Below are 23,459 nucleotides of genomic sequence, written 5' to 3'. Positions count from 1 at the left end.
GCAAATGGCGCGCCCGCTGTCATTTGGGGAACTGTTTGGCCGCAAAAGACCAGATCATCCGAGAGGCGTCAGGGCCTTGCGCGTCGCTGTAGGCCTGCCTGGCGTGGCCGCCGCTCCAGGCGTGGGCCAGGCCTTCGATGGCGCACAAGGTCGCCACGGTTCGCCCGCCGCGCACCTTGAAATCGGTCACCGTCATGGGGTGGCGTTTCCCCCGGCTGAGCTGGCGGCTTTTCTCGACGTGCGGCCCGGCGGCTTCCGCCCACAGCTTGGCGGCCGCGTGACCATTGCTGGCCGCCACGATGGCGTCCTGGTCACCATGGATGACCAACAAGGCTGGCCAGTCGGTGTCAGGCGCCAAGGCGGTGTGGGCGCCGCGCCCTCGCATGGCGGCCAGGGCCGACACCGTGGATTCCGCGGCGCCAGGCGGCACGCCCGAATGCATCGCCACCGCCTTGAACTGGCCAGGGTAGCGGGTCACCATCAAGGCGGCCATGCTGGCCCCGGCCGACAGTCCGGCGATGGCGATGCGGTTCGGGTCCACCGGGTACAAAAGGGTGACCTGTTGAACCGCGGCCATCAGGATGGCGGCCTCGCCATAGGCCAGTTGGGTGCGCGTGCCATACCAGTTCCAGCAGCCCTGTGGGTTGGCCCGGCGGTCTTGTTCGGGGTAGAGCACCAGGAAGCGTTCGCGCGTGGCCAGGCTGTTCATGCGGGTGCTGAGTGCAAAGGACTTCGCGTCCTGGCCGCAGCCATGCAGCATCACCATCAGGGGCAGGCGCTCCTGCACTTGCACGCCCGCAGGCTTGAACAGGTGGTAGCGGCGCGCGCCAGTGGGGGCCATCGCCAGGCCGGAGATCCATTCGCCGTGTCGGGCAGCGGGCGTCCTCCTGGATGGGGTGGGCTTGGAGTTGGCGGCGGACTTGAGGGTCCGGCGGGTCAAGCTGCCCACCGCGCGCAGCAAGGATCGGGTCCAGATGGAATGTTTGGTGCGCCTCGCCATGGCCTGATCTCGTGGTTCAAACACCAGTCTGACCCGGGTGCTGGCTTCAAAACACCGGACGTGGGCGGCGGATCTTGTAGGACATCGCCGCGTCTTGCATGCCCGACCCCGGGACGCGGGCTCAACTGCCCGACAATTCCGGGGTTTCCCTTTCAGGATTTCAAAGCGGATTCCAGATGCCCGACCAGACCTCCACAGAAACAGCGCATTTCCAACGTGTCCTCACCCGGCATCTGACCCTGCCACTGGCCGTGGGCGCGTTCAGTGCCACCGTGTTCATCGGCCTGATCTTTTTCCTGGTGTCGCAGCTGAACTGGGTCGAGCACACGCAGCAGGTCATTGGCAATGCCAATGAATTGAAAACCCTGGTGGTGGACCTTGAGACCGGCACGCGTGGCTACCTCATCACGGGCGACGACCGCTTTTTATCGCCCTACACCGTGGCCAAGCCCAAGCTGGCGGCCGAACTGCAGACCTTGAAGACCCTGGTGCAGGACAACCCGCCTCAGCTGGACCGGCTGGTCCGCATCGAGACCTTGCAAGCCCAGTGGGACCAGTTCGCACAGCGCATCATCGGTTTGCGACGCAACCAGGGCGACTACCTCAGCGTCATCCGTGCCGAAACCGGCAAACAGCTGTTCGACGAGATCCGCCGAGAGGCCGGCATCTTCGTCGACGTGGAAAGCAAACTCCTGCAGGAGCGCAACGACGCGGCCCGCCGCGCCACCTTCTGGGTCATCGTGGTCTACGTGACCATGCTGCTGGTGCTGAGTGGCCTCATCGCCTGGAGCGGTCGGCGCCAGATCATGACCCTGTCGACCAGCTATGGCGATGCGCTGCGCGAGCACATGATCAGCACCAAGGCCCTGCAGGAAAAGGCCTGGCTGCGCATCGGCCAGACGCAACTGGCCGGACGCCTGCTGGGCCAACTGAGCCTGCCCATCCTGAGCCGCAATGTGCTGGAGTTCATGGCGGGCTACCTGGGCGTGACCGTGGGCGCTGTCTATGTGCGCAACCAGACCGGGCAGTTGCAACGCGCCGGCACCTACGGCTTCGGCAAGCACGAATCGCAGGCCGATGAAATCCTGGACGCCGAGCATGGCCTGATCGGGCAGGCCGCCATGGACGGCCAGCTCAAGCACGTGCCCCAGGTGCCCGACCACCACCTCAAGGTCGTCACCGGCTTGAGCACCGGGGCGCCGACGGACGTGGTCCTGCTGCCCATCAGCAACGAGGGACGCGTCAACGGCGTGGTCGAGCTGGGCTTCATGAGGGCCGTGACCGAGCGTGACCTGGAGCTGCTGCGCATCCTGGCGTCCAATGTGGGCGCCTCGGTCGAGGCCGCGCAATACCGCCAGCGCCTGCAGGACGCGCTGGAAGAAACCCACCAGCTCAACGAAGAGCTGCAGACCCAACAAGAAGAGCTGCAGACCCAACAAGAAGAGCTGCGCACCGCGAATGAAGAGCTGGAAGAGCAGTCGCGCGTGCTGACCGAATCTCAGACCAACCTGGAACACCAGCAGGCCGAACTGGAGCAGACCAACGCGCAGTTGAGCGAGCAGGCCCTGATCGTCGACCGCAAGAACGAAGCCCTCAAGCAGGCCCAGGACGAATTGGAAGCCCGGGCCGATGAACTGCAGCGCGCCAGCCGCTACAAGTCCGAGTTCCTGGCCAACATGTCGCACGAGCTGCGCACGCCGCTGAACAGCTCGCTGATCCTGGCCAAGCTGTTGTGGGACAACAAGCCCGGCAACCTGAACGAAGAGCAGGTCAAGTTCGCCAAGACCATCTATGGCGCGGGCAACGACCTGCTCACCCTGATCAACGACATCCTGGACATCTCCAAGGTCGAGGCTGGCAAGCTGGAGCTGACGCCGCAGTTCCTGTCGCTGGACAGCCTGCTGGAATCGCTGCGCATGACCTTCACGCCGCTGGCCGATGAGAAGCGCCTGACCTTCGAGGTGCGCCAGACCGGGGACGCCCCGGCCTCCATCTTCACCGACCGCCAGCGTGTCGAGCAGGTGCTCAAGAACCTGCTGTCCAACGCCATCAAGTTCACCGACAAGGGCAAGATCTCGCTGACCGTGCAGGCACGGGGCGACGACCGGGTGTCCTTCGCGGTTTCGGACTCGGGCATCGGCATCGCGCCCGAGCAGCAGGACGTCATCTTCGAGGCCTTCCGCCAGGCCGACGGCACCATCAACCGCCAATACGGCGGCACGGGCCTGGGCCTGTCCATCTCGCGCGAGCTGGCGGGCCTGCTGGGCGGTGCCATCAGCGTGGACAGCGAGCTGGGTCGGGGCAGCACCTTCACGCTGGACCTGCCGGTGCGGTGGACCGACCAGGCCGAGCTGCCCGCGGTGGTCGATGCGCCCGTGGCCATGCCCCGTGTCGCCAGCGCCAGGGTGGTCGTCCCGCCACCCATCCCCACGGTGCCCGCGGAGCCCATCCCGATGTTCGCCGATGATCGGCAAGCGATTTCGGCGGGCGGACGCCTGGTGCTGGTCATCGAGGACGACCCCGAGTTCGCCGCCATCCTGTTCGACCTGGCGCACGAGATGCGCTACCAGTGCCTGGTGGCCCATGGCGCGATCGAGGGCTTCCAGCTGGCCACGCAGTTCCTGCCCAATGCCATCCTGCTGGACATCCGGCTGCCGGACGATTCCGGCCTGACCGTGTTGCAGCAACTCAAGGACCACCCGCAGACGCGCCACATCCCCGTCCACATCGTGGCCGCCGAGGACGTGAGCGAGGTGGCCTTGCACATGGGCGCGGTCGGCTTCGCCATCAAGCCCACCACGCGCGAGGCCTTGATGGAGGTCTTCAACAAGCTGGAAGAGAAAGGTGCGAAGAAGGTCAAGCGCGTGCTCGTGGTCGAGGACGACGCCCGCCAGCGCGACAGCATCGTGCACCTGATCGGGGACGAGGACATCGAGATCTCGGCCGTCGAGCGTGGCGAGCAGGCCCTGGACCTGCTGAAAAGCACGGTGTTCGACTGCATGGTCATCGACCTGAAGCTGCCCGACATGGAGGGCAGCGAATTGCTGGAGCGCATGACGCGCGAGGACATCTGCTCCTTCCCGCCCGTCATCGTCTACACCGGCCGCAACCTGACGCGCCAGGAAGAAGCCGACCTGAACAAGTACTCGCGCTCCATCATCATCAAGGGCGCGCGCTCGCCGGAGCGCCTGCTCGACGAGGTGACCTTGTTCCTGCACACGGTGGAGTCGCACCTGTCGGCCGAACGCCAGACCATGCTGAAGACCGCGCGCAACCGCGACAAGGTGCTGGAAGGCCGCAAGGTGCTGCTGGTGGACGACGACGTGCGCAACATCTTCGCGCTCACCAGCGCACTGGAACAGCGCGGTCTGCTGGTCGAGGTCGGCCGCAATGGCTTCGAGGCGCTGGCCAAGCTCGACCAGGTGGACGACATCGACCTGGTGCTGATGGACATCATGATGCCCGGCATGGATGGCCTGGAGGCCACGCGCCGCATCCGCGCCAACCCGGCGCTGGCCAAGCTGCCGGTCATCGCCATCACGGCCAAGGCCATGAAAGACGACCAGGAGCAATGCCGCCGCGCGGGCATCAACGACTACCTGGCCAAGCCGGTGGAACTGGAGCGCCTGTTTTCATTGCTTCGGGTGTGGATGCCCGCCATGGCCAGGCTGTGAGGACGCATGAGCATGCCGCACGTCGACCTTGAGCTGCGCCTGCTGATGGAGGCGATCTTCGCCAAGTACAGCCACGACTTCCGCGATTATTCAGGTTCGTCGCAGAAGCGCCGCGTGCTCTACGCCTTGCAGCAGCTGGAGTGCGACACGATCTCGACCCTGCAATCCAGGGTGCTGCACGATCCCTCGGCTTTTCAAAAGCTGCTGGACATCCTGACCATCCCGTTCAGCGAGATGTTCCGCGACCCCAGCTACTTCCTGGCGCTGCGCCAGCACGTGGTCCCGGTGCTGCGCACCTACCCCTCGCTGAAGGTGTGGATCGCAGGGTGCAGCACGGGCGAAGAGGTGTATTCCATGGCCATCTTGCTGCGCGAGGAAGGCCTGCTGGACCGCACCATGATCTACGCCACCGACATCAACCCGGCTTCGCTGGACAAGGCACGGCAAGGCATCTTCCCCGCGGCCAGCATGCAACTGTTCACCGCCAATTACCAGGCTTCGGGCGGCACGGCGGCCTTTTCCGACTACTACACCGCTGCCTACAACGCGGTGCGCTTCGACCGCACGCTCACCGACAACGTCACCTTCGCCGACCACAGCCTGGCCACCGACCACGTGTTCTCCGAGACCCACCTGGTGTGCTGCCGCAATGTGCTGATCTACTTCAAGCGCAACCTGCAGGACCGCGCCTTGGGTTTGTTCCACGAGTCGCTGTGCCACCGTGGCTTCCTGGGCCTGGGCTCGAAAGAAAGCCTGGACTTTTCATCTTATGCCGACCACTTCGACCCGGTGATCAAGGCCGAGCGGATCTTCCGCAAGCGTTGACCGCCGAAAGCCGCACCATGCCCAGCACCCCGGTTCCGGAACTCGATACCCGCGCCATCCAGGCCGTGGTGATGGGCGCGTCCGCGGGCGGCGTCGAGGCCCTGCTCAAGGTGCTGGTGGGCTTGCCCGCGCCCTATCCGGCGCCCATCATCGTGGTGTTGCACCTGCCGGAGGACCGGCCCAGCCTGCTGTCGGAGATCCTTGCCTACCGGCTCAGCGTGCCTGTCTTCGAAGCGATGGACAAGCAACCCATCGAACCCTCCACGGTCTACATCGCGCCGCCGGGCTACCACTTGTCGGTGGAGAGCGACCACAGCTTCTCGCTCAGCGGCGAGATGCCCGTCAACTACTCCCGGCCCTCCATCGATGTGCTCATGGGCTCGGCGGCCGACGCTTTCGGGGCGGGCCTGCTCGGCATCCTGATGACCGGCGCGAACCACGATGGCGCCGAAGGCATGGCCCACATCAAGGCCCGGGGTGGCTGGACGGTGGTGCAAAGCCCTGAACAGGCGCAAGCCGCCACCATGCCCTCCGCGGCCATCCGGCGCCAGGCGCCCGACCTCATCTTGTCGCTCGCCGACATCCACGCATTGCTGCTCAAACTGGGACGAGACAGATCATGACCGACGACCGCACGAAGCTGTTGATCGTGGACGACTTGCCGGAAAATCTGCTGGCATTGAAGGCCTTGATCCAACACGACGACCACCTCATCTTCCAGGCCTCATCGGGCGAGGAGGCTTTGGGCCTCTTGCTGGAACACGATTTTGCCCTGGCCATCCTGGACGTGCAGATGCCCGGCATGACCGGCTTCGAGCTGGCCGAGCTGATGCGCGGCACCGAGAAGACGCGGCACATCCCCATCGTGTTCGTGACGGCCGCCAACCGTGACCACAACCATGCGTTCAAGGGCTACGAAAACGGGGCGGTCGACTTTCTGTACAAGCCCCTGGACGTCTGCGCGGTCAGGAGCAAGGTGAACGTGTTCGTGGACCTGCACCGCCAGCGCCAGCAGACACAGCGCCAGCTGGTGGCGCTGGAAGAAAGCCGCCGCCAGCAGCAGACCCTGCTGACCGAGTTGCAGGCCACCAAGGTGGACTTGCAGAACGCCTTGCGGATGCGCGACGACTTCATGTCGCTGGTGGCACACGAGTTGCGCACCCCGCTGAGCGCCCTGTCCATCGACATCCAGGTGCGCCAGAAGCACCTTGAGAAGGGCAACGCGAGTTTCTTCGGGCCGGAGCAGTTGTCGGGCATGTTCGCCAAATACCGCCGCCAGTCGCAGAGCATGACGCGCCTGATCGAGGACATGCTGGACGTGTCCCGCATCCGCAACGGCAAGCTGTCGATCCGGCCGTCCACGACCGACCTGTCGCGTTTGCTGGAGCGCCTGGTGGGCGACTTTCCCAGGCAGGACAGCGACAGCGTCATCAGCCTGAACATCGAGCCGGGCGTGACGGGTTTCTGGGACGAGTTCCGCATCGAGCAGGTGGTCATCAACCTGCTGAGCAATGCCTTGCGCTATGGCGCGGGCAAGCCGGTGGAGGTGAGTCTTCACGCCACACCAGAGGCCGCGCGCATCACCGTGCGCGATTGGGGCATCGGCATCGCGCCCGATGCGCAACAGCGCATCTTCGAGCAGTTCGTGCGCGAGGCCAACCCGGCCGCGCACACTGGCCTGGGGCTGGGCTTGTACATCACCAAGCAGCTGGTGGAGGCCCACGAGGGCAGCATCACGGTGGACAGCCGCCAGGGCGAAGGATCGATTTTCACCGTCACCCTGCCACTGGGCAAGGTGGAGCAGACCCAGGCCTGATCAGGCGCCCTGGCCGCTGCGGGGCGTGAGCAGCGGGGTCACGTTCTCGGGCCCGCCTTCGGGGTTGTCCTGCTCGACCAGCTTGAGCAGCTTGCCACCCGACAGCACATGGATCTCGTCGCCCTCGCTCAGGCTGTGCTGGCGGTGCGTGATGATGAAGCGGCCGCAACCCAGGTCGTTGATGGCCTCCTGCACATGGCGCTCGGTTTCAAAGTCAAGGTGGCTGGTGTATTCGTCCAGCAGCAGGAAGCGTGGCTGTTTGTACAGCGCGCGGGCCAGCAGCAGGCGCTGTTTCTGCCCGCCCGACAAGGTGGCCCCCATGCCGCCGACCAGGGTCTGGTAGCCCATGGGCATGCGCGTGATGTCCTCGTGGATGCAGGCCTGTTGCGCGGCCAGCATCACCTGCTCGGCCGTGGCCTGCGTGTCGTTCATGGCGATGTTGTCGTAGATGGAGCACGAGAACAACTGGTCGTCCTGGAACACCGTGCCCAGCACCGAACGGAAGGCCTCGGCGCCCAGGCGCTTGATCGGCACGCCATTGACCAGCACTTCGCCGGATTCGGGCGTGACCTGGCCCGACAGCACCTTGAGCAGGGTCGACTTGCCGCAGCCCGAAGGCCCGACCACGGCGATGGCCTGGCCGGTGTGCAGGGTCATGCTCACGTCGTCCAGCACGGGCGCTTCGCCGGCGGCGTAGCGGAAGGTCACGTTGCGCAGCGCCAGGGTCATGGGGCCATCGCCCTTCAGCGAAACCTCGGCCTGGGCTGGCGAGGGCGGCTCGGGCTCGGTCAGCACGATGTCGGCCAGGCGCTCACCTTGGAGCTTCAACAGGCGCAGGTTGATGACGCGCTCCAGCAATTCAGACGCGCGTTGCAGGAACTGCGCCTTGTAGGCCAGGAAGGCCACCAGCATGCCGATGGAGAACTGCTCGTCCAGGATCATGCGTGCCGCCAGGTACAGCACCAGGGATTGTTCGACCGCGCTGATCAGGCCGTTGATGCCCTGGTACAGCAGGCTGATGCGCTGCTGCTTGACCGAGGCGTTGACCATGGCCACCTGCTGGTTCATCCAGCCGCCCACGCGCCAGCCTGGCTTGGCGAAGAACTTGATGGCGGCCACGCCGCGCAAGGTCTCCAGCAGGTAGGTCTGCGCATTGGCTTCGCGCACGATGGTCTCTTCGGCCGCCTGCCGATAAGGTTTGAACACCGCGAAGCGCACGATGGTCTGCAGCAAGGCCACGGCCAGCACCACCATCGCCATGACCGGGCTGTAGACGAACATCAGGCCCAGGGTGATCAGGCTGACCGCGCCATCGAGCACCACTTCGACGAGGTGGTTGGTGATGGTGTCCTGGATGGTGTGCACGGCGCCGAAGCGCGAGAGCACATCGCCCGTGTGGCGCTTGTCGAAATAGGCCAGCGGCAGCTTGAGCATGTAGCGGAACACATTGGCGCTGGACGAGACCCGCCACGACAGGCTGGCCCCCAGCACGATCCAGGTCCGCACCAGGCGCGTGCCCAGCGACATCACCGCCAGCAAAAAGATGCCGATGGCCAGCACGGCCAGCAGCGGGGCATCGCGCGTGACCACGACGTCGTCGATGATCCACTGGCTCAGCATCGGCATGAGGATGCCGAAGACTTCCAGCACCACCGACAGCAGCGCCATCTGCGCGAAGGCGCGCCACAGGCCCTTCTGGCCGGTGAAGAGCAGGCGCAGGTTGAAGGGGGTCTTCTCTTGCTTCTTCTCGAAGCTGGTGCTGGGCGACATCTCCAGCGCCACGCCGGTGAAATGCGGGCTGACTTCCTTGGTGCTCAAGGTGCGCTCGCCGATGGCGGGGTCGAGGATGGTGATGCGTTGTGCGTCGGCGTGGGTCAACACCACGAAGTGGTTCAAGTCCCAGTGCAGGATGCAGGGCGTTTGCAGTTGCGGCAGCTCTTCCAGGTCCAGGCGCACGGCACGGTTGGCGAAGCCGAGTTGCTCGGCGATGTCCATCAAGCGGGCCAGTGTGGCGCCGCGCGATGACAGTTCGAAGCGGCGGCGCAGGGTCAGCAGGTCGGTCTCGTGGCCATGCGCGCTGGCGACCATGGCCAGGCAGGCCAGGCCGCACTCGGCCGCTTCCGATTGCAGGATCATGGGCGCTTGCTTGCGCGGCCACAGGGAAAGCAGATTCGTGTTCATGTTCAAAGCTTCCCGCTGAAGGCGAACAGGGGGTCGAGCATCCAGCGGATCAGGCGCCGGCGGTCGATCTCGATGTCGGCGGTGAGCGTGTGGCCTGGTCGCAGCAGGATGTCGGTGCCGTAGGCGCGCACCTTGGGCTGGTCGAGGGCCACGCGCACCATGAAGACGGCGCGGCGGTCGGTGCCGCCATGGGCCGCGGGTGTGCCGATGGGCACGTCCGTCTGCGACACGCTGCGCACCGTGCCCTGGTACTGGCCGAAGCGTTGATACGGGAACGCGTCATAGCTGATGCGCACATGCTGGCCGGCCTTGATGAAGCCGACCGAGGTGCTGGGCAGGTAGAGCACGGCTTCCAGTTTCGATTGCGCCGGCACGATGGAGGCCAGCGAAGCCCCGCTCGACACACTCTGCCCTGGTGTGGCCAGCAGGCCCGACACGATGCCGGCGACCGGCGCTTTCAGCAGCACGAGGCGCGCGCCATGGCGTTGCACTTCTTCTTGCTGCAAGGTCAGCAGGTCGCGGTCCAGGCCGGCGCGGTCGATGCGGTGCTGTGCCTGCAGGCGCTGGCGTTCGTCTTGCGACGAAGCCAGGTCGCCTTCGGCGGCGCTGCGTTGGCGCTTGAGCGTCTGCAGGCGCGCGGTCTGGTCCAGCAGCAACTGGCGCTGTTGTTCGTACTGCAGGTCCGAAATGATGCGTTCGTCCAGCAGCGGCTTGAACTGGTCCACCAGCTTGCGGGCCGAGGCGATCTGCTGTTCCTGCAGCCTGACTTCTTCACCCAGGGTGAGCAGGTCGCGGCGGCTTTGCGCGATGCGCTGGTCCAGCCCGGCGATGGCGGCCGCGCCAGCCTGGGCCTGGCCTTCGGCCTGCGCGCGCATCTGGCTGCGCTGGCCTTCCAGGTTCTTCTGCAGCAGTTGCTGCGTGCTGCCGGCATCGCTGAAACGTTCGTTGCCAATCTCGGCGATCACGTCGCCGGCCTTCACGGCCTGGCCCTCGCTGACCAGCACGCGCTGCACGGTGCCCGGCTCCATCGGCACGACCATGGCCACGCCTTCGCGCGGCTGCACGACGCCCTGCACGCGTTCCTTCTTGGTGTACTGGCCAAAGACCAGCACGGCCAGGACCATCGCGGCCAGCGCGAGGAAGAAGGCGGTCAGGCGGTTGGCGCCCACTGGGCGGATGTTGATCGAGGGGCCGGAGGCGGTGTCCGAGCGAGCGGTCAGGACTTCCTGGCGGAACAGTGATTGGGGATCGGCGCTCATGGTGTGGGCTCGGCCAGCGAGATCGAAGGAGGCCGTGAGGCCAGGGGGGCGGTGTCGAACAGGCCCAGCAGGGGCGCGATGTGTTCGGCGTCGAGCTGGTCCAGCAGGGCCAGGATGTTCACTTGTGCGGCCAGGGCGTTGATGCGCGCGGTGACCAGGTTCTGCCGCGCGGTGTAGATCTGTTCCTGCGCGTTGAGCAAATCGAGGTTGGTGCGCAGGCCCGCCACGAAGGCCTTGCGCAGTGCATCGTGCGTGGCGGTGGCCGTTTGCTCGACCTGGCTTTGCAGGGCGATGACCTGGCGCGCTTGCGAAAGCGTCTGGTAAGCGTCGCGCAGGCCGGACTCGGCTTGGGCCTGGGCGTCGTCGCGGCGGGCCTGGGCCTGGATCAACAGGGCGGCGGCTTCGCGCGTGCGGCCTTGCTGTGCGCCGCCGGTGAAAAGTGCCCAGTTCATCTGCACCCCGATGGCGCGTTCCTTGGTGGTCTGGCGCTGGCTGAAGCCGTCAAGCTGCGGCACCTCGCGGACCAGGCTGGTGCTGGCCACGGCGTCCACTGTGGGCTGCCAGCGCTCCGCGGTGCGGGCCTGGTCGATGGCGGTGGCCGAGGCGATCTGGGCGATGGCGTCGCGCAGGGCCGGGTTGCGGCTGGGCGCCATCAGCAAGGCGTCGTCCAGCGAAGGGACGGCACTCGGCACGGCCTGGCCCGACCCGCCGCGGAAGCCGGCGGGCAAGGTGACAGGCTGGTTGCTGATGCGTTGCAGGGTCAGGCGCTGCGTGGCCAGGCGCGTGTCCAGGTCCTGCAGGGCGGCGTGGCGCTGGTCGATGCGCGTGCGCGTTTCCAGCACATCGAGGATGGTGCCCGCGCCGGCCTGCAAGCGCCGGTCGTTGATGCGGAACTGCGCTTGCAGCAGGTCTTGCTGGGCCAGGGTCAGGCGGCGTTGCTCGGCCGCTTCGATGGCGGTCAGGTAGGCGATGCTCAAGTCGCGGGCCACGTTGGCGCGGCTGCTGCGTGCCTGCCATTCGGCCTGCGTGACCTGGGCCGCCTGGGCACGAGCATTGGCCTGCTCGGCGGCACGCCACAAAGGCAGGGTGGCCGACAGGGACAGCGAGGTGGCTGGCGTGTTGACCGTGGTGTCGTTGATCTGCTGGCGGCGTCGGCTGGCGCTGGCGCTGGCGTCGGCCCGAGGCATCCAGGCGCTGGCCCGGGCCTGTTGGCTCAGTCCTTCGGCGGCCTGAATGCCCGCATCGGCCACGCGGTTGGCGGCGGCTTGCTCGCTGGCGGTGGACAGCAACTGCGTCCAGGGCGTGGCGCTGCCTTGCGTGGCCCCGGCGGCGGGCGCGGGGTCCGCCAAGAACGCCGACGTTGGCGCGCCTGCGTCCGCGGTGCCCAAGGTGGCCGACCAGCGCAAAGGCAAGCCGGCCCCTGCTGCCCCCACGGCTTGCCACGACGACATGGCGAGGGCCAGCGTCAGCAGCAAGAAAGGTCGGTTGGACGGGCGAAAAGGTGGCATGGGTGCGGGCGGACTGTGGGCAGGGCGGCGTCCGTGGTCCCTTCTGGGAAAAACGGTCTTCGTCAAACGGCGCCGAAGTGTACCGAGGGCATTTGACTGCAGGGGAGGGGGTTTTCCGAGCCCTTGTCCTAGGGGTTCAAGCCCTGGCTTTTAGGGGGAAGGGCGAATGTCAGCGCAGGAATCGGTACCCCACGCCCGCCTCGGTGATGAGGTGGCGAGGCTGCGAAGGGTCCGTTTCGATCTTCTTGCGCAGGTTGGCCAGGTGCACGCGCAAGGTGTGCACGTCCTCGGCGTGCGAGGGGCCCCACAGCGACACCAGCAGTTGACGGTGCGTGAGCACGCGGTCGACGTGGTGGGCCAGGTGCACCAGCAGGCGGTACTCGATGGGGGTGAGGTGCAAGGCCTGGCCCTGGCGTTCGACCACGCGCCGGGCCTGGTCGATGGTGGTGTCGCCGAAAGTGATGATCGGGCCTTGTTGATCTTGGCCACGTTGATGGCGGCGCAGTTGCGAGCGGACCCGCGCCAGCAACTCGCCCGTGCCGAAGGGCTTGACCAGGTAGTCGTCGGCGCCCGCATCCAGCGCCAGGATCTTGTCCTGCTCGGTGCTGCGGGCCGACAGCACGATGACCGGGATTTCTGACCAGGTGCGCAGGTCGCGGATGAAGCCCACGCCATCGCCATCGGGCAGGCCCAGGTCCAGCACGATGAGGTCGGGGTGGCGGGTGCCGGCGTCGATCAAGCCGCGTTGCAGCGTGTCGGCCTCGACCACGGCCATGCCTTCGGCCTCCAGCGCCAGGCGCACGAAGCGGCGGATCTGCGCTTCGTCTTCGATGATCAGCAGGCGCGGCGAGGGCGTGTCATTCATGCAGGGTGGTCTCGGGGTCGGGCTGGTGCAGGGGCGGCGGCGTGCCTTGGGGCAGGCGCAGGATGAAGCGCGCACCCCCATCGTCGCGGGTGTGGCCGTGGATGCTGCCGCCATGGGCTTGCGCGATGGCGCGGCAGATGGCCAGGCCCAGTCCGACGCCGGGCAGGGCGCTTTCCTGGTGGCCACCGCGTTCGAACTTGTCGAAGATGAGTTCTTCACGGCCCTTGGGCAGGCCGGGGCCGTGGTCGTCCACTTGCAGTTCAAGTTGGCCTTCGTGAATGCGGGCGCGCAGTTCGACGGGCGTGTCGGGCGGCGTGTACTTGGCGATGTTTTCCAGCAGGTTCACCAGCACGCGTTCGATCAGCACGGCATCGATGTGGACGAAGGGCAGGTCGTCGGGCAGGTCGACCTGGAGGGCGCGTGCCCCCAGCGTGGCCCGCGTGGCCTGCAGTGCGCTGCCGATGACCTCTTCCAGCGGCTGCCATTGCAGGTTCAACGGCGTGTTGCCCGATTGCAGGCGGGCCATGTCCAGCAGGTTGCCGACCAGTGTGTTCATGCGGCGGGCGGCGTCGCCCAAGGCCTGGGCGGTTTCGACCGCGGGGCCTTGCAAGGGTGGGCGCGCCATCAGCAAGGACTCGGACAGGCCGACCACCAGGGCCAGCGGCGTGCGCAGGTCGTGCGAGACGGCGGCCAGCAGGGCGTTGCGCAAACGTTCGGACTCCATCTGCACGGTGGTGGTCTGGGCCACGTTGATGTAGTGGAGGCGTTCGAGCGACATGGCCAGCAGCGAGGCGCAGGTGTCGAGCAGGCGGCGTTGTTCGGGCACGGCCAGCCGGGCAGGGTCGCGCGCCTGCACCGCCAGCACGCCACGCAAGCGCATGGGCGCCGACAAGGGCAGGTAGAGCACGGGGCTGGCCGACAAGGTGTCGGTGCCATGGCCTGCGGCTTCGCCTTGGTTGAAGCTCCATTGGGCGATAGCCAGGTTCAGCTCGGGGGCATGGTCGGGCAAGGCTTGGGGTGTTGGCGATGGCTGCAACTGGCCGTGGTCATCGGCCACCAGCAAGGCCGAGCGCGCGCTGAACTCGGTGGACAAAAAGCGAGCACCGATCTCGGCCACTTGCTCGACCAGCAAGGCACCGGACAGGTCACGCGACATCTCGTACAGCGCGCGCATGCGGTCTTCCCGGCGTTGCGCGACCTTGGCCTGGTAGGTGAGTCGCGCCGTCAACTGGCCGATGAGCAGGGCCACGCCCAGCATCACGCCGAAGGTCAGCAGGTATTGCGCATCGCGCACCACGAAGGAAAAGCGTGGCGTGACGAAGAAGAAATCGAAGAGGCCGACCGAGAGGAAGGCCGCGAGCACGGCCGGACCACGGCCTTGGCGCACGGCCACCACCACCACGGCCAGCAAAAAGAGCATGACGATGTTGGCCAGGTCCAGCACGCTGGTCAAGGGCGCGGCCAGCAGGGCGGTGCCGCCGCAGATGGCGGCGCTGAAGACGTGGCCGCGCCAAGGCACTTCTGACGTGTCGGATGTCTGGTTCGGCGCGGCCGGATCGCGGTTGGCCGCGGGCAGGGCGATGGTGACGAGGTCCAGGTCATCGCCCAAGGCGCCGATGCGATCGGCCAGTGGGCGGCGCCAAGGCCAACGGCGGCGGGCCTGGTTGCGGCCCAGCACGACGCGCGACAGGTTGTGGTCGCGGGCATACTTGACGAGCGAGGGCGCGGCATCGTCGCCGGCCAGCGTGGCGGTGGTGGCGCCCAGGTCCTGCGCCACTTTCAAGGCCCGCAGGATGCCTTGGCGGCGCGTGTCATTCAAGCGTTGCAAGGCAGGGGTCTCGACGTAGACCGCGTGCCAAGGCGCGTTCAGTTGCGCGGCCAGGCGGGCGGTGGCGCGCACGGTCTTCTCGCCATGCTCACCGGGGCCCACACAGGCCAGCAGGGCATCGCGCACGCTCCACACCGGCTGCACGGTGTGGCTGCGTTGCCGGTACTGCAGCATGTCGTCGTCCACGCGATCGGCGGTGCGGCGCAGCGCCAGTTCGCGCAGGGCGATGAGGTTGCCTTTGCGAAAAAAGTGGCGCACGGCCTGCTCGGCCTGGTCGGGCAGGTAGACCTTGCCCTCCTTCAGGCGCTGAAGCAGGTCGTCGGGCGGCAGGTCGACGATGACGACCTCATCGGCCTCGTCGAGGACCTTGTCGGGCACCGTCTCCCAGACGCGGATGCCGGTGATGCCACCGACCACGTCGTTGAGGCTGTCCAGGTGCTGCACATTGAGCGTGGTCCACACATCGATGCCGGCATCGAGCAGCTCGTCGATGTCCTGCCAGCGCTTGGGGTGGCGGGAGCCGCTGGCGTTGGTGTGGGCCAGTTCGTCCACCAACAGCAGGCCGGGGTGGCGAGCCAGGGCGGCGTCCAGGTCAAACTCTTTCAAGGCGCGGTCGCGGTGGACGACATCGCGCAAGGGCAGGTGTTCCAGGCCACCGGCCAGGGCCTGCGTGTCGGCGCGGCCGTGGGTTTCGACCAGGCCGACCACGGCGTCCAGGCCTTGGGCACGCGCCGCCTGCGCGGCCGACAGCATCGCGCAAGTCTTGCCCACGCCCGCGCTGGCGCCGAAAAAGATCTTCAGCTTGCCGCGGCGTGCGTCCGCGTCGTCCTGCTGAACGCGCGCCAGCAGCACATCGGGGTCGGGGCGCGGCTCGTTCATCGAGGGGTCACAGCCAGCCGGCGCGGCGGAAGCGCCAGTACAACACCACGCAGGTGGCGGCGATCACGCCCAGCGCGGTGGGGTAGCCCCAGTGCCACTTCAACTCGGGCATGTGCTCGAAGTTCATGCCCCAGATGCCGGCGAAGGCCGTGGCCACGGCGAAGATGCCGGCCCAGGCGGCCAGCTTCTTGGTCACTTCCGATTCTTCGATGGTGGTCATCGACAGGTTCACCTGGATGGCGGTGCCGATGGTTTCACGCAAGGTGTCAAGCGAGGCGTTGATGCGGGCCAGGTGGTCGTACACGTCGCGGAAGTAGTCGCGCGTGCCGAGGCAGACCATGGGCACGCGGCCGCTGGTGAGCTTGCCGGCCGATTCGAGCAGCGGCGTCACGGCGTGCTTGACCACCGTGATCTTCTGCTTGAGCATGTACAGGCGCTTGATGTTGCCGCGCGCCGTGCCGGGCTCGAAGATCTGGCCTTCGATGGCCTCGAGTTCGTCCTCCAGCGCGTCGATGATGGGCAGGTAGCGGTCGACCACCGCGTCCATCAGGGCGTAGAACACGAAGCCCGCGCCGATCTTGAGCAAGTGGGGTTCGCGCTCGGCGCGTTCGCGCACGCCCAGCAGGGCCTGCTGGCAGCGGTTGCGGATCGAGATCACGAAGTTGGGGCCGACGAAGATGTCGACCTCGCCGACATGGAGCTCGTCGGTGGCGGTGAACTCCAGCGTCTGCACCACGGCGAAGACGATGTCGCCGTACTCCTCGACCTTGGGCCGCTGGTGGCCGTTGCGGGCGTCTTCGATGGCCAATTCGTGCAGGTTGAACTCTTCCTTGATCTTGGCCAGTTCGGTCTCGGTGGCGTCGCGCAGGGCGATCCAGACGAAGCATTCGGGCCGGGCCAGGTGGTCGCTGATGGCGTCGGGCTCGATGTCGGCCAGGCGCTTGCCGTCCTGGTAGGCCACACAATTGATCAGCATGGGCGGAGGTCCTGGTTGGTCACTGCACAGCCCCCATGCTAGTGCGAAACCGGGTGCTTTGCTGGGGCTTCCGGTGCGCCATCCAGCGCGCGGTTGAGCGCCAGCACGTTGACGCGGGGCTCCCCCAGCAGGCCCAGCCAGGCGCCTTCGCTGTGTTGTTGGATCAAAGCCTGAACCTGGTCCAGCGGCCGCTGCCTCAGGCGTGCCACGCGCGCAGCCTGGTAGCGCGCGGCGGCCACGCTGATGTGCGGGTCGAGACCGCTGGCCGAGGTGGTGACCAGGTCGGCGGGCACGCGGGCGCTGCTGCCTGGGTCGGTCGCGCGCAAGGCCTGGATGCGGGCCTTGACCGCCTCGACCAGGGCGGGGTTGAGCGGCCCGAGGTTGGAGCCGCCCGACAGGCTGGCGTTGTAAGGCGTGGGGCTGGTGGCCGAGGGGCGGCCCCAGAAGTATTGGGGGTCGGTGAAGGATTGGCCGATCAGCTCGGAGCCGATGGGCTGGCCTTGCGCGTTGAACACCAGGCTGCCATGGGCCTGTGCCGGCATGGTGAGTTGGGCCAGGCCGGTGGTGGCCAGGGGGTAGGCCAAGCCGGTGACCAGCGACAAGACCGCGAACAGACTCAAGGCAGGGCGCAGGAGGGGTTGGTTCATGGTGGGGCTTTCTTGATGCCTGAACATCAGGCCAGGTGCAATGCGGACAGCAGCAGGTCGATCACCTTGATGCCGATGAAGGGCACGATGACGCCACCCAGCCCATAGACCAGCAGGTTGCGGCGCAGCAGCGTGGCCGCCCCCAATGGTCGGTAGGTCACGCCCTTCAAGGCCAGGGGGATCAGCACCACGATGATCAGCGCGTTGAAGATCACCGCCGACAGGATGGCCGACGAGGGGCTGGCCAGCCGCATCACATTCAGCGCGGCCAGCTGGGGGTAGGTCGTCACGAAGGCCGCCGGGATGATGGCGAAGTACTTGGCGATGTCGTTGGCGATGCTGAAGGTGGTCAGCGAGCCGCGCGTCATCAGCATCTGCTTGCCGGTCTCGACGATCTCGATCAGCTTGGTGGGGTTGCTGTCCAGGTCGACCATGTTGCCGGCCTCTTTGGCGGCCTGGGTGCCGCTGTTCATGGCCACGGCCACGTCGGCCTGGGCCAGGGCGGGGGCGTCGTTGGTGCCATCGCCCGTCATCGCGACGAGGCGGCCTTCGGCCTGGTGGCTGCGGATCAGCTTGAGCTTGTCTTCCGGGGTGGCCTCGGCCAGGAAATCGTCCACGCCGGCTTCGGCCGCGATGGCGGCAGCGGTGAGCCGGTTGTCGCCCGTCACCATGATGGTCTTGATGCCCATGCGGCGCAGTTGCGCGAAGCGTTCCTTGATGCCGCCCTTGACGATGTCTTTCAGCTCGATGGCGCCGAGCACGCGGGTGCCGTCGGACACGACCAGCGGCGTGCTGCCCCGGCGCGAGACCTCGTCCACGCTGGCTTGCACGGCGGCGGGATAGGCACCCCCCAGCGCTTCGACGTGCTTCTTGACCGCTTCGGCCGCGCCTTTGCGCACCTGGCGCACGGCATGGTCTGACGACGCGCCAGGCAGGTCGGCGCCACTCATGCGCGTCTGCGCCGAGAAATGCACGAAAGTGGCGCCCAAGGCCGTGATGTCACGCTCGCGCAAGTTGAACTTCTGCTTGGCCAGCACGACGATGCTGCGGCCTTCGGGTGTCTCGTCGGCCAGCGAGGCCAATTGCGCCGCATCGGCCAGCTCGGCTTCGCTCACATTTGGCGCGGGGAAGAAGCCCGCCGCCTGCCGGTTGCCCAGGGTGATGGTGCCGGTCTTGTCCAGCAGCAGCACGTCCACGTCGCCCGCCGCTTCCACCGCGCGGCCCGAGGTCGCGATCACATTGGCCTGCATCATGCGGCTCATGCCCGCCACGCCCACGGCCGACAGCAGGCCCGCGATGGTGGTCGGGATCAGGCACACCAGCAAGGCCACCAGCACCGTGATCGACACGGGCGAGCCGCTGCCCGCCGCCTGCACGCTGAACAGCGAATACGGCAGCAAGGTCACGGTGACGACCAGGAACACGATGGTCAACGCGACCAGCAGGATCGACAGCGCGATCTCGTTGGGCGTCTTGTGGCGCTTGGCGTTCTCGACCATGGCGATCATGCGGTCGACGAAGGTGTCGCCCGGGTTGACGGTGACGCGCACCACGACCCAGTCGGACAGCACCCGGGTGCCGCCCGTGACCGATGAAAAGTCGCCACCCGATTCGCGGATCACCGGGGCCGATTCGCCCGTGATGGCGCTCTCGTCCACCGAGGCCACGCCTTCGATCACTTCGCCATCGGCGGGCACCGTGTCGCCGGCCTGCACCAGCACCACATCGCCCTTGCGCAGGCTGTCGGCCTCGATGGGGTGGAACTGGGCGCCATGCCTGGGCTCATGGAGCTTCTTGGCCCAGGTCTGCTTCTTCAAGCCACGCAGGGAAGCGGCTTGGGCCTTGCTGCGCCCCTCGGCCAAAGCCTCGGCGAAGTTGGCGAACAGCAGCGTGAACCACAGCCACAGCGCCACCGACAGGATGAAGCCGGCGCGCGCTTCGCCTTGGCCAGTCAAAGCCTGCAGCCACAAGCCAGTGGTGAACAGGGCGCCCACGTAGACCACGAACATCACCGGGTTGCGCCATTGCAGGCGCGGCGAGAGTTTGCGGAAAGCATCCCAGATGGCGGGCTTGACCAGCTTGGGGTCGAACAGGGTGAAGGTTTGGCGTGTCATGGCGGGCCTCAAGGGTTCAGCACCAGGTGTTCGACGAGGGGGCCCAGCGCGAGCGCGGGCACGTAGTTCAGCAGACCGACCAGCAGCACCGTGCCGATCAGCAGCACCACGAAGAGCGGGCCGTGCGTGGGCATGGTCCCGGCGTTGGCGGCCAGGCGCTTTTTGCCCGCCAGGCTGCCCGCGATGGCCAGCACCGGCACGATCACGCCGAAGCGGCCGAACCACATGGCCAGCCCCAAGGCGATGTTGTAGAAGGGCGTGTTAGCCGAGAGCCCCGCGAAGGCGCTGCCGTTGTTGTTGCCGGCCGAGGTGAAGGCGTACAGGATCTCGGAGAAGCCATGCGCGCCCGGGTTGGCCACGCCGGCGCGGCCAGGCTCTGCCATCACCGCCACGGCCGTGCCCAGCAGCACCAGCATCGGCGTCACCAGGATGGCGATCGCCACCATCTTCATCTCGAAGGCCTCGATCTTCTTGCCCAGGTATTCCGGCGTGCGGCCGATCATCAAGCCCGCGATGAACACCGCCAGGATGGCGAAGACCAGCATGCCGTACAGGCCCGTGCCCACGCCGCCAAAGACCACCTCGCCCAATTGCATCAGCACCAGCGGCACGGCCCCGCCCAAGGGCGTGAACGAATCGTGCAGGGCGTTGACCGCCCCGCACGACGCCGCCGTGGTGATGGCCGCGAACAGGCTGGACGCGTCGATGCCGAAGCGCACTTCCTTGCCTTCCAGGTTGCCCATGGCGGCATCGACGCCCAGTGCGGTGAGGCGCGGGTTGCCCGCCTGTTCAAAGTGGGTCAGCAGCACCACGGCGACCGCGAAGATCACGGCCATCGTGGCCAACACCGCCCAGCCTTGCCGCGCATCGCCCACCACGCGCCCGAAGACGAAGCACAAGGCCGTGGGGATCAGGAACATGGCCACCATCTGCGCGAAGTTGCTCAGCGCGGTGGGGTTCTCGAAGGGGTGGGCGGAGTTGGCGTTGAAGAAGCCGCCACCATTGGTGCCCAGCATCTTGATGGCTTCTTGCGAGGCGACCGGTCCCATGGCGATCACCTGGTTCGGGCCGCTTTGCAGTGTGGCCACCTCTTGGTACGGTGCCAGGTTCTGCACCACGCCCTGGCCCACGAAGAACAAGGCCAGCACCAATGACAAGGGCAGCAGCACCCACAAGGTGGCGCGCGTCAGGTCGACCCAGGCGTTGCCCACGCCCGCCGCGCTGTGCCGCGCGAAACCGCGGACCAAGGCCATGACGACGGCCAAACCCGTGGCGGCGGATAAGAAGTTCTGCACCGTCAGCGCCAGCATCTGCGTGAGGTAGCTCATCGTGGCCTCGCCCGCGTAGCCTTGCCAGTTGGTGTTGGCCACGAAGCTGATGGCGGTGTTGAAGGCCGAATCGGGGCTGACGGCGGGCAGGCCCTGTGGGTTCAGCGGCAACACGCCTTGCAGGCGTTGCAGCGCGTAAACGGCCAGCACGCCCAGCAGGTTGAAGACCAGCAAGGCGGTCGCATACGGCAGCCAGCCCATGTCGGCCTCGGGCTTGATGCCGGCCAGGCGGTACAGCGGCGCTTCGAGGCGCGCGGTCCAGCGCAGGCGGCCTTCCATCACTTGGGTGAGGTAGCGGCCCAAGGGCCAGGCCAGGGCCACCAACACGGCCAGGAATGCGCCGAGCAAAGTCCAGGCGGAGGTGCTCATGAAAAGTCCTCCGGATTCAGCAGGGCGGCGAGGAGGTAGACCAGCAAGCCGGCCGCGAGCAGGCCGCCCACCAGGTAAAGGCCGCCGTTCATGCTCGGCTCCGGGTGAGCAGGGCGCAGCCCCGGGCCAGGCCGACGACGGCCAGGAACATGAGCGCCATGAGCGCGAGGTAAACGAGGTCCATGGGGATTCCTTCAGCGATGGAGGAATCCTAGGAATCAGCGCCTCAAGATGTGCTCAAGCTTGCGGGGCCGGGCATCAAGATTTCATCAAGAAGGTGCTGGGCGCTCATGCCTGAGCGGGGTTCGCGCAATGCGCCGTCAGCATGTTGATGAAGGCCGACACGTGCGATGGAGGCTGGTCCTGCTGCCAGATGATGGCCACCCCGATCTTGAAATGGGAAGCCTCCCGCAATTCCTTGTGGACCACACTCCGGTGCTGGATGGCGCGCAAGGAACTGGGCATCAGTGCCACGCCCTGGCTCGCGGCGATCAGGCCGAGAAGCACATGGTGCTCCTCTGGCTCAGGCAGCCTTTCGGGGTGGAAGTTGAATCGATTGAACCCCTGTTCGCAGTGGTCGTAGTAGCTTGGGTTGAGCTTGCGGTTGAACCAGAACAAGTGGTCTTCCCGAAGTTCGATCAGGGAGATGTTGCGTTTCTTGGCCAGGCGATGGGTGGCCGGCATGGCAACCACCAGGGGGTCTTCCAGAAGGAGCTTGAAGGGCAGCCCATCCGTTTGAGACGGCATGCCGATCAGGGCGACGTCCAGTGCCCCACGGCCGACATCCTTGATGCTGCGCAATGAGATCTGGCGCTTGATGTCGATCCGGTGATCGGGGAAGTCGCGTTCGAACAAGGGCGTGATGTCGGTGAAGAAATCGGGATTCACCGCCGTCGTGATGCCCACACGCAATGACCGTGTGGCCGAGAGGTCCCTGGCGCCCATCTCGGTCAGGAGCTCGTCTGATTGCTGGAGCAAGGCCTTGGCCTTTGGCATGAAGGCCTCGCCCGCGTCGGTGAGCTGGACGCCTTGCCGATCGCGGTCGAACAGGGAGATTCCCAGGGAGGCTTCAAGCGCCTTGATGTGCCTGCTGAGCGGTGGCTGGCTCATGAAAAGCCGATCGGCTGCGCGCCGAAAGTTGAGTTCTTCAGCCACGACGATAAAACACTTGATCTGCTTCAGATTGATCTGGTGCCCCATGGCGGCGCTTCTCCCTATTCCGTGTCTGTCTGCAGTGCGTGATACCTGAAAGATATCAGATGAAAAAGCATTGGTCGAGGCCATGTTCCTTCGATAACGTGTGGCTCATCAACAGCGGGATCATCATGAAAAGAGACGCCACTTACCTCCAAGGCATCGACCACCTTCGCCAAGTCGAAGGGGCCGATCAGCCGTCGATCGTCACCTCCCTGAGCGGCATCGCGCCCGACCTTGCGGACCTGGCCATTCGCTTCGTGTATGGCGACATCTACAGCCGTCCTGGCTTGGGCTTGAGGGAGCGGCAATTGGCCACGGTCGCGGTGCTGGCTGCACTGGGCAATGCCCGGCCTCAGTTGAAGTTCCACGTTCTGGGCGCGCTCAATGTGGGCTGCACGCCTGAAGAGTTGATCGAGGTGATGATCCACCTCGTGGTCTATGCCGGCTTCCCTGTCGGATTGAATGGGATGTTCGTCGTCAAGGAGGCCTTGCTTGAACGGGGCATCGTGCCCAGCCTTGCCAGCACCGTCCCCGAGCCCTCGCGCTACCAGGCGGGTTGGGACGCGCTGTTGAAGATCGATGGCGAGGCTGGTGAAAAGGTGATCGCCTCTTTGGGGGATATCTCGCCTGATCTGGGGCGGCTGGTCATCGAATTCGGCTTCGGCGATGTCTACACCCGGTCAGGCCTTGGGCTGATCGACCGCGAGCTGGTCACCATCGCCGCGCTGACCGCTTTGGGTACCGCGGTACCTCAATTGAAGGTTCACATCCATGGCCTCCTCAATGTGGGTGGTCGCCATGAACAGCTGACCGAGACCATCATTCATGTCGCGGCCTATGCCGGTTTTCCTGCCGCCATCAACGCGATGTTGGCGGCCAGGGACGTGCTTGCGGAACGCAAGGCGGGGCATTGATTTTTCGACACCCGGTTTCATCAAACCCAGGGGCCAGGGCGCTCCCCCTGTTTGAAGGTATTTGAGTCCCTTCAAATTA

At 66.2% G+C, this 23,459-nt stretch carries 17 protein-coding genes and 1 pseudogene; 5 read left to right on the top strand and 13 right to left on the bottom strand.

Features of this window, described 5'->3' with window-relative positions:
- Positions 1-19 precede the first annotated feature (19 nt).
- On the bottom strand, positions 20-1,000 hold the full coding sequence (locus ACREB4_RS02505; protein WP_431586612.1) for an extracellular catalytic domain type 1 short-chain-length polyhydroxyalkanoate depolymerase: 981 nt from the start codon (positions 998-1,000) through the stop codon (positions 20-22).
- Positions 1,001-1,176: 176 nt separating this feature from the next.
- Between ACREB4_RS02505 and ACREB4_RS02500 the strand changes: the two genes are divergently transcribed.
- From ACREB4_RS02500 to ACREB4_RS02485, 4 genes are read left to right on the top strand one after another with little or no spacing between them, the layout of a single operon-like run.
- Positions 1,177-4,674 (top strand): response regulator, encoded by a 3,498-nt coding sequence (locus ACREB4_RS02500; protein WP_431586611.1) that lies wholly within the window; start codon positions 1,177-1,179, stop codon positions 4,672-4,674.
- Positions 4,675-4,680: 6 nt separating this feature from the next.
- Positions 4,681-5,499, top strand: a complete 819-nt coding sequence (locus tag ACREB4_RS02495; RefSeq protein WP_431586610.1) for a CheR family methyltransferase — start codon at positions 4,681-4,683, stop codon at positions 5,497-5,499.
- A 17-nt stretch (positions 5,500-5,516) separates the two neighbouring features.
- A complete protein-coding gene (locus ACREB4_RS02490) occupies positions 5,517-6,122 on the top strand; it encodes a chemotaxis protein CheB (RefSeq protein WP_431586609.1) in 606 nt (201 codons plus the stop codon).
- Positions 6,119-7,315 carry a hybrid sensor histidine kinase/response regulator gene (locus tag ACREB4_RS02485; protein WP_431586608.1) on the top strand — a complete coding sequence of 399 codons (1,197 nt, stop codon included), beginning with the start codon at positions 6,119-6,121 and terminating at the stop codon, positions 7,313-7,315. Before ACREB4_RS02490 ends, ACREB4_RS02485 begins: the two co-directional genes overlap by 4 nt.
- On the opposite strand, the gene ACREB4_RS02480 is transcribed toward ACREB4_RS02485, so the two are convergent.
- From ACREB4_RS02480 to ACREB4_RS02425, 12 genes and pseudogenes are all read right to left on the bottom strand, one after another.
- Positions 7,316-9,496 (bottom strand): peptidase domain-containing ABC transporter, encoded by a 2,181-nt coding sequence (locus ACREB4_RS02480; RefSeq protein WP_431586607.1) that lies wholly within the window; start codon positions 9,494-9,496, stop codon positions 7,316-7,318. It abuts the gene before it with no gap.
- 2 nt (positions 9,497-9,498) lie between these two features.
- The gene (locus ACREB4_RS02475) at positions 9,499-10,755 is read right to left on the bottom strand and encodes an HlyD family secretion protein (RefSeq protein ID WP_431586606.1); all 1,257 of its coding nucleotides are present in this window, start codon (positions 10,753-10,755) and stop codon (positions 9,499-9,501) included.
- Entirely contained in the window at positions 10,752-12,263 is a 1,512-nt protein-coding gene (locus ACREB4_RS02470; protein ID WP_431586605.1) for a TolC family protein, read from the bottom strand. Before ACREB4_RS02470 ends, ACREB4_RS02475 begins: the two co-directional genes overlap by 4 nt.
- 169 nt (positions 12,264-12,432) lie before the next feature.
- A complete protein-coding gene (kdpE, locus tag ACREB4_RS02465; protein WP_431586604.1) occupies positions 12,433-13,128 on the bottom strand; it encodes a two-component system response regulator KdpE in 696 nt (231 codons plus the stop codon).
- On the bottom strand, positions 13,121-15,835 hold the full coding sequence (gene kdpD, locus ACREB4_RS02460) for a two-component system sensor histidine kinase KdpD (protein WP_431586603.1): 2,715 nt from the start codon (positions 15,833-15,835) through the stop codon (positions 13,121-13,123). The genes kdpE and kdpD overlap by 8 nt, the downstream gene beginning before the upstream one ends.
- 7 nt (positions 15,836-15,842) lie before the next feature.
- A complete protein-coding gene (gene corA / locus ACREB4_RS02455) occupies positions 15,843-16,811 on the bottom strand; it encodes a magnesium/cobalt transporter CorA (protein WP_431586602.1) in 969 nt (322 codons plus the stop codon).
- A 38-nt stretch (positions 16,812-16,849) separates the two neighbouring features.
- Positions 16,850-17,458, bottom strand: coding sequence for a potassium-transporting ATPase subunit KdpC (kdpC, locus tag ACREB4_RS02450; protein WP_431586601.1), 609 nt, complete (start codon positions 17,456-17,458; stop codon positions 16,850-16,852).
- A gap of 26 nt (positions 17,459-17,484) precedes the next feature.
- Entirely contained in the window at positions 17,485-19,572 is a 2,088-nt protein-coding gene (gene kdpB, locus ACREB4_RS02445) for a potassium-transporting ATPase subunit KdpB (RefSeq protein WP_431586600.1), read from the bottom strand.
- Positions 19,573-19,580: 8 nt separating this feature from the next.
- A complete protein-coding gene (gene kdpA, locus ACREB4_RS02440) occupies positions 19,581-21,269 on the bottom strand; it encodes a potassium-transporting ATPase subunit KdpA (protein WP_431586599.1) in 1,689 nt (562 codons plus the stop codon).
- Positions 21,266-21,361, bottom strand: coding sequence for a K(+)-transporting ATPase subunit F (gene kdpF / locus ACREB4_RS02435; protein ID WP_431586598.1), 96 nt, complete (start codon positions 21,359-21,361; stop codon positions 21,266-21,268). The genes kdpA and kdpF overlap by 4 nt, the downstream gene beginning before the upstream one ends.
- Positions 21,362-21,557: 196 nt before the next feature.
- Positions 21,558-22,247, bottom strand: coding sequence for a LysR family substrate-binding domain-containing protein (locus tag ACREB4_RS02430; RefSeq protein WP_431586654.1), 690 nt, complete (start codon positions 22,245-22,247; stop codon positions 21,558-21,560).
- Positions 22,248-22,331: 84 nt separating this feature from the next.
- Positions 22,332-22,469: pseudogene (locus ACREB4_RS02425) on the bottom strand (LysR family transcriptional regulator); the annotation flags it as partial.
- 125 nt (positions 22,470-22,594) lie between these two features.
- Between ACREB4_RS02425 and ACREB4_RS02420 the strand changes: the two are divergent.
- Entirely contained in the window at positions 22,595-23,380 is a 786-nt protein-coding gene (locus ACREB4_RS02420) for a carboxymuconolactone decarboxylase family protein (RefSeq protein ID WP_431586597.1), read from the top strand.
- The last annotated feature ends 79 nt before the right edge of the window (positions 23,381-23,459 follow it).

It is taken from the genome of Aquabacterium sp. (assembly GCF_050725395.1).
Classification (GTDB): Bacteria; Pseudomonadota; Gammaproteobacteria; order Burkholderiales; family Burkholderiaceae_C; genus Aquabacterium.
Note: the sequence above shows the minus strand (reverse complement) of the source record. Positions and strands in the feature narration are given on the sequence as shown.

Excerpts from the sequence above, each read along its gene's own strand:
- ACREB4_RS02505 (WP_431586612.1), bottom strand. The coding sequence starts at position 1,000 with ATGGCGAGGCGCACCAAACATTCCATCTGGACCCGATCCTTGCTGCGC.
- ACREB4_RS02500 (WP_431586611.1), top strand. The coding sequence starts at position 1,177 with ATGCCCGACCAGACCTCCACAGAAACAGCGCATTTCCAACGTGTCCTC.
- ACREB4_RS02495 (WP_431586610.1), top strand. The coding sequence starts at position 4,681 with ATGAGCATGCCGCACGTCGACCTTGAGCTGCGCCTGCTGATGGAGGCG.
- ACREB4_RS02490 (WP_431586609.1), top strand. The coding sequence starts at position 5,517 with ATGCCCAGCACCCCGGTTCCGGAACTCGATACCCGCGCCATCCAGGCC.
- ACREB4_RS02485 (WP_431586608.1), top strand. The coding sequence starts at position 6,119 with ATGACCGACGACCGCACGAAGCTGTTGATCGTGGACGACTTGCCGGAA.
- ACREB4_RS02480 (WP_431586607.1), bottom strand. The coding sequence starts at position 9,496 with ATGAACACGAATCTGCTTTCCCTGTGGCCGCGCAAGCAAGCGCCCATG.
- ACREB4_RS02475 (WP_431586606.1), bottom strand. The coding sequence starts at position 10,755 with ATGAGCGCCGATCCCCAATCACTGTTCCGCCAGGAAGTCCTGACCGCT.
- ACREB4_RS02470 (WP_431586605.1), bottom strand. The coding sequence starts at position 12,263 with ATGCCACCTTTTCGCCCGTCCAACCGACCTTTCTTGCTGCTGACGCTG.
- kdpE (WP_431586604.1), bottom strand. The coding sequence starts at position 13,128 with ATGAATGACACGCCCTCGCCGCGCCTGCTGATCATCGAAGACGAAGCG.
- kdpD (WP_431586603.1), bottom strand. The coding sequence starts at position 15,835 with ATGAACGAGCCGCGCCCCGACCCCGATGTGCTGCTGGCGCGCGTTCAG.
- corA (WP_431586602.1), bottom strand. The coding sequence starts at position 16,811 with ATGCTGATCAATTGTGTGGCCTACCAGGACGGCAAGCGCCTGGCCGAC.
- kdpC (WP_431586601.1), bottom strand. The coding sequence starts at position 17,458 with ATGAACCAACCCCTCCTGCGCCCTGCCTTGAGTCTGTTCGCGGTCTTG.
- kdpB (WP_431586600.1), bottom strand. The coding sequence starts at position 19,572 with ATGACACGCCAAACCTTCACCCTGTTCGACCCCAAGCTGGTCAAGCCC.
- kdpA (WP_431586599.1), bottom strand. The coding sequence starts at position 21,269 with ATGAGCACCTCCGCCTGGACTTTGCTCGGCGCATTCCTGGCCGTGTTG.
- kdpF (WP_431586598.1), bottom strand. The coding sequence starts at position 21,361 with ATGAACGGCGGCCTTTACCTGGTGGGCGGCCTGCTCGCGGCCGGCTTG.
- ACREB4_RS02420 (WP_431586597.1), top strand. The coding sequence starts at position 22,595 with ATGAAAAGAGACGCCACTTACCTCCAAGGCATCGACCACCTTCGCCAA.